This is a genomic window from Saccharothrix sp. ST-888 (assembly GCF_000955975.1).
GTDB lineage: Bacteria > Actinomycetota > Actinomycetes > Streptomycetales > Streptomycetaceae > Kitasatospora.
Genome location: NZ_JYJF01000042.1, coordinates 14,935 through 25,551, shown reverse-complemented (window position 1 = coordinate 25,551; position 10,617 = coordinate 14,935). Strand labels below are relative to the sequence as shown.

The 10,617-nt window shown below is 70.7% G+C and carries 11 protein-coding genes; 9 read left to right on the top strand and 2 right to left on the bottom strand.

Annotated elements, in window-relative coordinates; all coding sequences use genetic code 11:
• Positions 1-2: 2 nt before the first annotated feature.
• The 8 genes from UK12_RS15665 to UK12_RS15630 all read left to right on the top strand — a co-directional run bounded on the left by UK12_RS15665 (position 3) and on the right by UK12_RS15630 (position 6,506).
• Positions 3-992: an aldo/keto reductase gene (locus tag UK12_RS15665; protein WP_045303602.1), complete on the top strand. Its 990-nt coding sequence runs from the start codon at positions 3-5 to the stop codon at positions 990-992.
• Positions 992-1,732 (top strand): (Fe-S)-binding protein, encoded by a 741-nt coding sequence (locus UK12_RS15660; protein WP_045303585.1) that lies wholly within the window; start codon positions 992-994, stop codon positions 1,730-1,732. Before UK12_RS15665 ends, UK12_RS15660 begins: the two co-directional genes overlap by 1 nt.
• Positions 1,729-3,210 (top strand): LutB/LldF family L-lactate oxidation iron-sulfur protein, encoded by a 1,482-nt coding sequence (locus UK12_RS15655; protein ID WP_045303584.1) that lies wholly within the window; start codon positions 1,729-1,731, stop codon positions 3,208-3,210. Before UK12_RS15660 ends, UK12_RS15655 begins: the two co-directional genes overlap by 4 nt.
• A complete protein-coding gene (locus tag UK12_RS15650) occupies positions 3,207-3,860 on the top strand; it encodes a LutC/YkgG family protein (protein ID WP_045303583.1) in 654 nt (217 codons plus the stop codon). The genes UK12_RS15655 and UK12_RS15650 overlap by 4 nt, the downstream gene beginning before the upstream one ends.
• Complete coding sequence (locus tag UK12_RS15645) at positions 3,857-4,168, top strand: L-rhamnose mutarotase (RefSeq protein WP_045303582.1); 312 nt, start codon at positions 3,857-3,859, stop codon at positions 4,166-4,168. Before UK12_RS15650 ends, UK12_RS15645 begins: the two co-directional genes overlap by 4 nt.
• Positions 4,165-5,046 carry an amidohydrolase family protein gene (locus UK12_RS15640; protein ID WP_045303581.1) on the top strand — a complete coding sequence of 294 codons (882 nt, stop codon included), beginning with the start codon at positions 4,165-4,167 and terminating at the stop codon, positions 5,044-5,046. The genes UK12_RS15645 and UK12_RS15640 overlap by 4 nt, the downstream gene beginning before the upstream one ends.
• A 140-nt stretch (positions 5,047-5,186) precedes the next feature.
• The gene (locus tag UK12_RS15635; protein ID WP_045303580.1) at positions 5,187-5,882 is read left to right on the top strand and encodes a FadR/GntR family transcriptional regulator; all 696 of its coding nucleotides are present in this window, start codon (positions 5,187-5,189) and stop codon (positions 5,880-5,882) included.
• A gap of 201 nt (positions 5,883-6,083) precedes the next feature.
• Positions 6,084-6,506: a transposase gene (locus UK12_RS15630; protein WP_045303579.1), complete on the top strand. Its 423-nt coding sequence runs from the start codon at positions 6,084-6,086 to the stop codon at positions 6,504-6,506.
• Positions 6,507-7,380: 874 nt separating this feature from the next.
• On the opposite strand, the gene UK12_RS15625 is transcribed toward UK12_RS15630, so the two are convergent.
• The gene (locus UK12_RS15625; protein WP_045303578.1) at positions 7,381-8,184 is read right to left on the bottom strand and encodes an exodeoxyribonuclease III; all 804 of its coding nucleotides are present in this window, start codon (positions 8,182-8,184) and stop codon (positions 7,381-7,383) included.
• A 245-nt stretch (positions 8,185-8,429) separates the two neighbouring features.
• On the opposite strand from UK12_RS15625, the gene UK12_RS15620 reads away from it, so the two are divergent.
• On the top strand, positions 8,430-9,218 hold the full coding sequence (locus UK12_RS15620; protein ID WP_045303577.1) for a GntR family transcriptional regulator: 789 nt from the start codon (positions 8,430-8,432) through the stop codon (positions 9,216-9,218).
• A gap of 221 nt (positions 9,219-9,439) precedes the next feature.
• Here UK12_RS15620 and UK12_RS15615 read toward each other — a convergent pair whose 3' ends face one another.
• On the bottom strand, positions 9,440-10,612 hold the full coding sequence (locus UK12_RS15615) for an ROK family protein (RefSeq protein ID WP_045303576.1): 1,173 nt from the start codon (positions 10,610-10,612) through the stop codon (positions 9,440-9,442).
• Between the last annotated feature and the right edge of the window lie 5 nt (positions 10,613-10,617).

The window sequence follows — 10,617 nt, the reverse complement described above, 5'->3', positions numbered from 1 at the left end:
ACCTGCACCGCAACCGACTGGGTCGAACCCCGGTACGGGTCAGCGAACTCGCCTTCGGCGGGGCCGGAATCGGCAACCTGTTCACGGCGGTGACCGACAAGCAGGCCGAGCAGGCCGTGGCAGCCGCCTGGGAGGCGGGCGTCCGCTACTTCGACACCGCCCCGCACTACGGCCTCGGCCTGTCCGAACGCCGCCTCGGCGACGCACTGAGCGCCAGGCCCCGCAGCGAGTACGTACTGTCCACCAAGGTCGGCAGGCTGCTGGAGCCGGCCGACCTCGGCGGCGACGACCTCGCGAACGGCTTCGCCGTCCCGGCGACCCACCGCCGACGCTGGGACTTCAGTGCGAAGGGCGTGCGCAGCTCCATCGAGGAGAGCCTGAACCGGCTCGGCCTGGACCGGATCGACGTCGCCTACCTGCACGATCCCGACGACCATGCCGAGCAGGTCCTCGCCGAGGCCTACCCCGAGTTGGAACGGCTGCGCGCAGAGGGCGTGGTGGGGGCGATCGGTGTCGGCATGAACCACGCCGACCTGCTCACCCGCTTCGTCCGCGAGACGGACATCGACGCCGTGCTGCTGGCCGGTCGCTACAGCCTCCTCGACCAGCGCGGTCTCACCGAACTCCTGCCCCTCGCCCACCAGCGCGGCGTCGGCGTGGTGATCGGCGGGGTCTTCAACTCCGGCCTGCTCGCCGACCCCAGACCCGGCGCCACCTTCGACTACGCTCCCGCGCAGCTGCAGCTACTCGAGCGTGCGATCGGGTTCAAGACCGTCTGCGAACGGTACGGCGTGCCGCTGCGCGCCGCCGCCCTGCGATTCCCGTTCGGGCACCCAGCCGTAGCGAGCGTCCTGGTCGGCACCCGCAGCGCCGCCGAGGCGCGGGACGCCGCCGCAATGCTCCACCACCCCATCCCGGATGCGCTGTGGGCGGAGTTGAAGGAGCGCGGGATGCTCGCCGCAGACGTGCCGACCCCTTCGGAGGTGGGCTGATGCGTATCGCCCTGTTCATCACCTGCTTCAACGACACCATGTTTCCGGGCACCGGCCGGGCGGTGGTGACCGTCCTGGAGCGGCTCGGCCACACGGTCGACTTCCCGCAGGAGCAGACCTGCTGCGGACAGATGCACTTCAACACCGGCTACCGCCCGGACGCCGTGCCACTGGTGTCGCGCTTCGCCCGGACCTTCGCCGAGTACGACGCGGTGGTCACCCCGTCCGCGTCGTGCGCCGGCATGGTGCGGGACAACCACCCGGTACTGGCCGAGCAGTACGGGCACACCGAGCTCCAGTGGCAGGTCGCGGAAGTGGTGCCCAGAGTGCACGAGTTCACCGAGTTCCTGACCGACGTCCTCGGTGTCACCGACGTCGGCGCCCGCTTCCCGCACCGCGTCACCTACCACCCCACCTGCCATTCGCTGCGCGGCCTGCGCCTCGGCGACCGCCCGCTGCAACTGCTGAGCGGCGTCAAGGACATCGAGCTGGTCGACCTGCCGGCCGCCGACGCGTGCTGCGGCTTCGGCGGCACCTTCGCCGTCAAGAACGCCGAGACCTCCGCCGCGATGCTCGCCGACAAGACGGACGGGGTACTGTCCACCGGGGCCGAGGTCCTCTGCGCGGCCGACAACTCCTGCCTCATGCACATCGGCGGCGGCCTCTCCAGGCAGGGCAGTCCGGTCCGGACCATGCACCTGGCCGAGATCCTCGCAGCCACCGAAGGAGCCGCGCGATGAGCAACCCCGGCGACCGCGGCGTGGTCTGGCTCGGCTCCCCGTCCTTCCCCGACGCCGCCCGCGAGGCACTGAAGAACACCCAGCTGCGCGCCAACCTCAGACGGGCCACCTCCACCATCCGCGACAAGCGCCTCGCCGTCGCCTCCGAGTTGGACGACTGGGAGGCGCTGCGCGAGTCGGCTGCCGCGATCAAGAAGCGCACGTCGCGCCATCTCGACCGCTACCTGGTGCAGTTGGAGCAGTCCGTCACCGCGGCGGGCGGAACCGTGCACTGGGCCGCCGACGCTGCCGAGGCCAACCGGATCGTCACCGACCTGGTACGCGCGACCGGCGAGCAAGAGGTCGTGAAGGTCAAGTCCATGGTCACCCAGGAGATCGGCCTCAACGAACACCTCGCTGAGGCAGGGATCACCGCGTACGAGACCGACCTCGCCGAGCTCATCGTCCAGCTGGGCGACGACCGGCCCTCCCATATCCTGGTCCCGGCGATCCACAGGAACCGCACCGAGATCCGCGACCTCTTCACCGCCAGGATGGGGGAGTGGGGGCAACCGGCGCCCGACGGGCTGGGCGACGACCCGGCCGAACTCGCGGAGGCCGCCCGCTTGCACCTGCGCGAGAAGTTCCTCACCGCCAAGGTCGCCGTCTCCGGCGCCAACTTCGCCATGGCCGACACCGGTACCGTCGTCGTCGTGGAGTCCGAGGGCAACGGCCGGATGTGCCTCACCCTCCCGCAGACCCTGATCACCGTCATGGGCATCGAAAAGGTCGTCCCCACCTGGTCCGACCTGGAGGTGTTCCTCCAGCTGCTACCCCGCTCCTCCACCGGCGAGCGGATGAACCCCTACACCTCCACCTGGACCGGCACCACCGACGGCGACGGGCCGCAGGACTTCCACCTGGTGCTGCTCGACAACGGCCGCAGCGACACCCTCGCCGACACCGTCGGACGCCAGGCCCTCGCCTGCATCCGTTGCTCGGCCTGCCTCAACGTCTGTCCGGTCTTCGAGCGCACCGGCGGCCACGCGTACGGCTCGGTCTACCCCGGACCGATCGGCGCCGTACTCACCCCGCAGCTGGTGGGAGTGGACGGTGACATAAAAAGCGGGGCCGCGTTGCTGCCCTTCGCCTCCACCCTGTGCGGGGCCTGCTACGACGCCTGCCCCGTAAAGATCAACATCCCGGAGGTCCTGGCCCACCTGCGGGCCGAGGTCGTCGAGGCGAAGCGGACCTCCGAACGCCTGCCCACGGCCGAGGCCGTGGCGATGAAGGCCGCAGCCAGAGTTCTCGACTCCCCCCAGCTGCTCGCCGCTGCGCAGAAGGCGGCGAGTCTCGGCGGCCGTGCGCTCGCCCGACGCGGCCGCATCGGCCGACTGCCCGGCCCGCTGCACGGGTGGTCCGACACCCGCGACACCCCCGCGCCGCCCGCCGAGTCCTTCCGCACCTGGTGGCGCAAGAACAAGGAAGGGGAGCGATGACCAGCCGCGACACCGTCCTCGGCCGCATCCGCGCCGCCCTCGCCGATGTCCCGGCCGACGAGACCCCGGGCGACGTGCCCGTGCCCCGCGACTACCGCCGCACCCACACCCGGCCGGGCGAGAACACCGTGGCGCTGTTCGCCGAGCGCGTCGCCGACTACCGCGCCACCGTCACCCGTACCGACCGGGCCGGCCTGTCGGACGCCATCGCCGCCACCCTCGCCAGACACGATGTCCGCCACCTGGCCCTGCCGGACGGATTTCCCGTCGCGCTGCTGCCGGCCGGCAGTTGGGCGTGGCACACGGAGCCCCTGGACATCCCCGCCCTGGACGCCCTGGACGGTGCGATCACCCTCGCCGCCGCCGGCATCGCCGTCACCGGCACCATCGTCCTCGACACCGGCCCCGGCCAGGGCCGCCGCGCACTCACCCTCGTCCCCGACTACCACCTGTGCGTCATCCGGGCCGAGCAGATCGCCGCCGACGTCCCCGACGCCCTCGCCCGGCTCGACCCGACCCGGCCACTGACCTTCATCTCCGGCCCGTCCGCAACCAGCGACATCGAACTCGACCGCGTGGAAGGCGTCCACGGGCCCCGCACCCTGGACGTCATCATCGTCGACCCCGCCCACCCGGAGCAGCAGCCATGAGAATCGCCCTGCACACCCGCGTCCGCGAGGACCGGATCGAGGAATACGAGGCCGCACACCGTGCGGTACCGGACGAGCTGACCGCCGGGATCCGCGCCGCTGGCGCGACCTCCTGGACCATCTGGCGCAGCGGCTGCGAGCTCTTCCACCTGCTCGAATGCGAGGACTACGCCGGCCTGCTCGCCGAGCTGGAGCAGCTGCCGGTCAACATCGCCTGGCAGACCCGGATGGCAGACCTCCTCGACGTGGTCCACGACTACTCGAAGGCCGGCGCCACCGCAGGCATCCCGGTGGTGTGGGAGCTGTGACCGGCCGGCAGATCATCGACGCGCACCACCACGTCTGGGACCTGGCCGTCCGCCCGCAGCCCTGGATCGCCGGCGAGTCCCTCGCACCGCTCGCCCGCTCGTTCTCCGCCGCCGAGCTCGAAGCCGAGGCGCGTGCTGCCGGGGTGGTGGGCACTGTCGCCGTCCAGACGGTCTGCGTCCCCGAGGAGACCCCGGAGCTGCTGGCCCTCGCCGCTGGCAACGACCTGGTCGCCGGGGTCGTCGGCTGGACCGACCTCACCGCCCCGGACGTCGCCGACACGATCGCGGCCCTGCGCGAACTTCCCGGTGGCGAGCGGCTGGTGGGCATCCGCCACCAGGTCCAGGACGAGCCCGACCCGAACTGGCTGCTCCGCCGGGATGTCCGCCGCGGGCTGCTCGCCGTCGCCGCGGCCGGCCTCGCCTACGACCTCGTCGTCAAGCCGCACCAACTGCGTGCCGCCGCCCTCGCCGCCGCCGGCATCACCGGGCTGACCTTCGTCCTCGACCACCTCGGCAAGCCGCCCATCGCCACCGGCGCGCTCGACCCCTGGGCAGCCGACCTGTGCCGGCTGGCGGCACTGCCCAACACCGTGTGCAAACTCTCCGGAATGGTCACCGAGGCCACCCCGGGCAGCTGGCGGAGCGAGGACCTCAAGCCCTACGCGGACACCGCGCTGGACGCCTTCGGCCCGCACCGGATCCTCTTCGGCTCCGACTGGCCGGTCTGCACCCTCCGGGCCGGCTACCCCGAAGTGGTCCGGATTGCCGACCGCCTCACCGACCGGCTGGCCCCGGGGGAGAAGGAGGCCGTGTTCGGCCGCAACGCGATCCGGGTGTACGGGCTGCGGCCACCCGGGCCGCTTGACGACGAGGCGTGAGCGACCCCGGCGAGCAGACCGCAGGCCGTCGGCTCGGACCAGGTGAGTACGGCGGTGGTGGACGGCCGCCACTTCGAAGATAAGTTCGAATGACGCGGCGAGGACTATGCTGCAAGGCACATGACCATGGGAGGCATGCAGTGCCAGTCACTGACGAGGCGATCGAGAAGATCAAGGCGATGATCGTCAGTGGCGAGCTCCGCCCCGGCTCTCGCCTTCCGAGGGAGGCCGACCTCGCCGAGCGGCTCGGCCTCTCACGCAACTCCTTGCGCGAGGCGGTCAAGGCCCTCTCGCTCATACGGGTGCTCGACGTGCGCCAGGGCGACGGCACGTACGTGACCAGCCTGGAACCGAACCTGCTGATGGACGCCCTGGGCTTCGTCGTCGACTTTCACCAGGACGACACGGTGCTGGAATTCCTGGAGGTCCGCCGCATCCTGGAGCCCGCCGCTGCGGCCATGGCCGCTCGGGTCATGTCCGACGAGGACATCACAGCCCTGCGCGAGGTGCTGGACGGCCTCAGTGACGACGCCACGCTCCAGGAGCTGATCGACAACGATCTCGAGTTCCACCGCCGGATCGCCGCCGGCTCGGGCAACACCGTGCTCTGCTCGCTGATCGACGGCCTGTCCGGCCCGACCGCACGCGCGCGGATCTGGCGCGGACTGACGGAGGAGGGCGCGGTCGAGCGCACCCGCCAGCAGCACCACGCCATCCTCGACGCCATCACCCGCCGCGCACCCGACCTCGCGCACTCCTGGGCGACGGTCCACGTGGCAGGTGTCGAGCAGTGGCTACGCGACACCCTCGGCACGGCCGGTTCCCCGCTCGGCTGAACGGAGAACAGAGCTGCTCCCGTACTGCCCGGTCGCGCTGTACTCGCTGTTCCTGTACATGGAACCCTTGCTCGCTCCGGGTGTTGGTGTCCGCGTCCGCGCACCCAGCGGCGGCCGCGGACACAGAGAGCCCCAGCATGGTCGGGCGGCCAACCTCGGGTTCGAAGCCGTGTTCTCATCGCCGACGAACGCGACCCCCTGGTGCTCGCGGAACTGGCGCTGCGGCGCATGTGCGGCAAGCGCGAGATCCTCGCCCACGCGCTGACCGGCCGCTTCACCGACCACCACGCGTTCCTGGTCCGCGCCATGCTGGACCGCATCGACGCCTGCACCGCGATGGAAACCCGGCTCAGCGAGCGCATCGACGCACAGGTGCGGCCCTTTCGCCGCCGCATCGAACTGCTGACCACGATCCCCGGCATGAACATCCGCGCAGCCGAGGTGGTCCTCGCGGAGATCGGCGCGGACATCGCCCGGTTCCCGAGCGCCGCCGACCTATGGTTGCGTAGGAACTCCCATCTTCCCAGCTCAGCGGGCACCTCTCTGCGTCAGACCCTCCCGCAGCCCGTCACCAATCGGTGGATCCAGGCTCAAACGTCACGCGGGGGAATTTTCAAATATTAACTTATGTGCACGGCGGGCTCGAATTATCGCAGTAAGGAGTATCCTGGAAATTACCGGGAGAAGTTACCGGTAGGACGATCGCGAGGAGGCGAATATGCAGATCACTGAGGCAGGATTCCTGACTCTGCGACTCGTGGTCGTAAAAATGTCCGCCTTTTCGGCGGGAAAGATCACAGGGTGAATCGGGGTGAGGGGGGCGTAGATTCAGATCCTGTTGCCCCGGTCGGTGCTACGTTCATGCAGGCCGGAAGGCCGTTCCCCGAAGCGATGCGGGGAACGGCCTCTTTCTGGGGCGGGGCCGTGTGTCATGGTTCGGCGGAGGACGGGTTGTGCCGGCGTCCAGCGGTGGTGAATTAAGCGGTGCAGGTGATGGAGACTGCTCCGCAGGCTGTCGCGGACCGGTTGGGTCCAGCCTGCGATGGTCGGGTCGTCGGCATCCGCTCACAACTGAGCCGCAGTGGGACAACTCAGAGCGGCTCGCGCACCTCTCACGGGGCTCTCACGGATTGAGTGCCACGAGGCGGCATCGGGCGTAATGTGGAGCGGACGAGATAGGCCCTGACCTGCGCGAACAGGACCGGCCAGCAGTAGTCGGACGCTCGTTCGACCGCTGGGGGTCAAGGGGTTGCGGGCGGTGGCCGTATCTAGAGGGATGTTCGGGTCTGGATCGTCGGGGGAGCTGATCTGGGGCGGACAGGTGCTTCGCTTGTGGAAGCAGGGTCACGTGAATCGCTTTGCTGAAAAATCCACTCCGGGAGTGCCGTGCGACTTCCTTCGCCGCTGGCGTATTTGCTACCGAGAGGAAGCCCCGACGTGTGGAATGCCCCGCGTCGGGGCCGCCTCTTGATTCTGTCGAACTACCAGTTTCTGCTGCCTAGTTGTTCAGATCGAACACTGCCGTGACCGGTGCGTGGTCGGACCACCGCTCGGCGTGGGTGGCGGAGCGTTCGACGTAGGCCTCGACGCACTTCTTAGCGAGGATTCCAGTAGCGATAATTAGGTCGATCCTCCAGCCCGAGTCGTTGTCGAAGGCGCGGCCGCGGTAGGACCACCAGCTGTAGGGGCCCTCCTGGTCGGGGTGGAGACGGCGGACCACGTCCACGTAGCCGCCCTCGTCCAGGACCCGGGTCAGCCAGGCGCGCTCCTCCGGGAGGAAGCCGGCGTTCTTCTGGTTGGCCTTCCAGTTCTTGAGGTCGGCGGGTTGGTGGGCGATGTTCCAGTCACCGCAGACCACCACCTCGCGGCCGTCCTTCGCCGCCCGCGCGCGCAGCTCGACGAGGTGGACGAGGAACTCCGCCATGAAGCGTTCCTTCTCGTCCTGGCGTTCGGTGCCGACCTCGCCGGACGGGAGGTAGAGGCTGGCCACGGTCAGCCCCGGCAGGTCGATCTCCGCGTACCTCCCCGAACCGTCGAACTCCGCCGAGCCGAATCCGATCGCCGTACGCTCCGGAGCCTTCCGCGAGAGCACGGCGACCCCGGCCCGGCCCTTGCTGGCGGCAGGTGCCCAGACCGCGTGCCAGCCGGGCAGGTCGCGCAGTTCGGCGGGCAGCTGCTCCGGCTCGGAGCGCACCTCCTGTAGGCAGACCACCTCCGCCTCGGTGGCCGCCAGCCACTCCAGGAAGCCCTTCTTGGCGGCAGCCCGGATGCCATTCACGTTCACACTCGTCACCACGATCACCGGGGAAGGGTATCCGCCCCGCTCCCGGCCGGGCGAGTGGCCGCGCCCGCGCCGAGCGGCCCGGATGAAGGTCCGATGAGAAGGACGTGTGCGGTGTCATTGGTCTTGACCATCTCGTCGGCCACCCCCTAGGGTCGCTTACTGCAAAGACCTTTAATAAAGAAGGACTGATAAAGCCTGCCCCTCCCACCTGCCACAACACAGGGCACGGGGCCGGTCCGACGTCCTTCAGGGTGGAGGACACGGTGGGGCAAGGACAGCTGGCGACAGTACCGGAGCCCAAGTACTGGCACCTGCGCACGGTGCTGCTGCGGACCATCGACGCGGAGTTCTCCACCGGCCAGGTCATTCCGAACGAGCGTGAGCTGTCCGCCCGTTTCGGCGTGGCCCGGGCCACCCTCCGGCAGGCGCTGGACCAGCTGGAGCTGGAGGGCCGCCTGATCCGCCGCCGCGGCATCGGCACCCTGATCGCCGCGCCCCGCGTCGGCATCCCGGTCAGCAGCCCCGGCGAGAGCGGCCCCGGCGCCCCCGGCGGCAGCCTGACCTGGCGCGCCGTGGACTGCGTGAGCGCCCCGGCCTCCGCCCAGCTCGCGTCGGCACTCGGCATCCCGGTGGGCGAGACCGTGCACACCGTCCGCCGACTGCGGCTGGTCCAGGGCCAGATCATGGCCACCGAGTCGCTGCACGTGCCGGACTCGGCCGTACCGCACCTGCCCGCCGTTCCGCACGTCGTCGGCAGTGCCACCGAGCAGGACCAGGCGAAGTCGGTCCTGCGGCAGCTGGAGCGGCTCGGCGTGGACGGCGAGTCCCGCTCGGTCGAGCTCGGCGTCGCCGAGGCCGAGCAGGCCGCCCTGCTGGAGCGCCCGCCCGGCACTCCGGTCCTGGTGGTCACCGCCCGGTACGCGGCCGCCGGCCGGCTGGTCGCCCTCGCCGTCTCCACCTACCGGGCCGACACCTGCAAGCTGACCTTCGGCGAGACCGGCAAGGTCGAGGTCACGCCGGTCCAGGCGGGCGCGGTCCGTACCGCCTCCTGAGGCCGGGCCGCCGCTGCGCCGCGCGCAGCCAGGGGCGCGGGGAACTGCGCGAGGCGGAAGGCTCCATGGTCCAGCCGCGCCCCGGCGAGCACGGTGCACCTCGTGAACTCCCGGTGGGGCGGTGCATGGTGCCCTGCCGGGTAACAGTGCGGCCTGCTGCCCTTCCGTTTCGCGCAGTCCCCCGCGCCCCTGAGGGTTCACCCTTGCCCCCGGGCGGGGGCCTAGCGTGGACTGATCGTCGGGGGGTCGACCGCGAAGAGCTGCTCCTCGACGTGGTCGAGTGCGACGCGCAGGGCCCCCAAGGCGACCACTTCCTCGCCCAGGGCCGCCAGGGCGACCTCCGGCGCCCGAAGGCAGTACAGCGCCAACTGTTCGCGCAGCGGCTCCAGTACGCCGTCCAGCCCGGCCGCCCAGCCGCCGACCACCACCAACTGCGGGTCCAGCGCCAGCACCAGCGCCGCCACGTCGTGCACCAGCCGCCGCAGGAAGCGGTCCATCGCCACCCGGGCCACCTCGTCGCCCTCCCGCGCCAGCCGCAGCACCCGCGCCACCGCGGCCTCGTCCAGCGGGTCCAGCGGCTTGCCGCTGGTGGACAACAGCCGTTCGGGCGTGGCCTCCTGGCCGAGCAGGTGCAGTGCGCCGATCTCCCCGGCGGCGCCGCCGAAGCCCCGGTGCAGTCTGCCGTTGATCAGCGAACCGGCCCCGGGGCTGAGCCCGGCCATCACGAAGACCACGTCGCCCTTGCCGACGGCCGCGCCCTGCCAGTGTTCGGCGATGGCGGCCAGGTTGGCGTCGTTCTCGATCAGTACGGGGCAGCGGAAGGAGCGGCGCAGCCGGGCGCCGAGGTCGAGACCGGTCCAGCCGGGCATGGCGGTGCCGAGCCGGATGGTGCCGTCGCGGTCCACGATGCCGGGGCTGCCGACGGCGACCGCCCAGAGGCTGTCGCGGGAGACGCCCGTCCTGCGCAGGACCTCGGCGACGGCCGTGCGGACGGCGCAGAGCCGTTCTTCGGCGTCCAGGGTCTCGTCGACCTCCCTGGCCTCGCTGCCGAGCAGTTCGCCGGTCAGGTCGGCGAGCACGACCCGCAGACCGTGCACGCCGATCTCGATGCCCAGGACGTGCCCGGCCTCGGCGCGGAAGCGGAACCAGCGGGCGGGGCGGCCGCGCTGACGGGTGCCCGGAGGCCGGCCGACAGGGGTGTGGTCGACCTCGGCGACCAGTCCGGATTCCATCAGGCCCTCGATCACGCCTTCGACGGTCGGCCGGGAGAGGCCGGTGTCGCCGACGAGTTGAGTGAGCGTGACCGACCGGCCGTTGCGCAGTGTGCGCAGCGTGACCGCCGCGTTGATCCGTCGCAGCAGGGAGGAGTCCCCTCCGGTGAGCCGATCCGCCAAGTCCC

Excerpts from the sequence above, each read along its gene's own strand:
- UK12_RS15660 (WP_045303585.1), top strand. The coding sequence starts at position 992 with ATGCGTATCGCCCTGTTCATCACCTGCTTCAACGACACCATGTTTCCG.
- UK12_RS15645 (WP_045303582.1), top strand. The coding sequence starts at position 3,857 with ATGAGAATCGCCCTGCACACCCGCGTCCGCGAGGACCGGATCGAGGAA.
- UK12_RS15650 (WP_045303583.1), top strand. The coding sequence starts at position 3,207 with ATGACCAGCCGCGACACCGTCCTCGGCCGCATCCGCGCCGCCCTCGCC.
- UK12_RS15655 (WP_045303584.1), top strand. The coding sequence starts at position 1,729 with ATGAGCAACCCCGGCGACCGCGGCGTGGTCTGGCTCGGCTCCCCGTCC.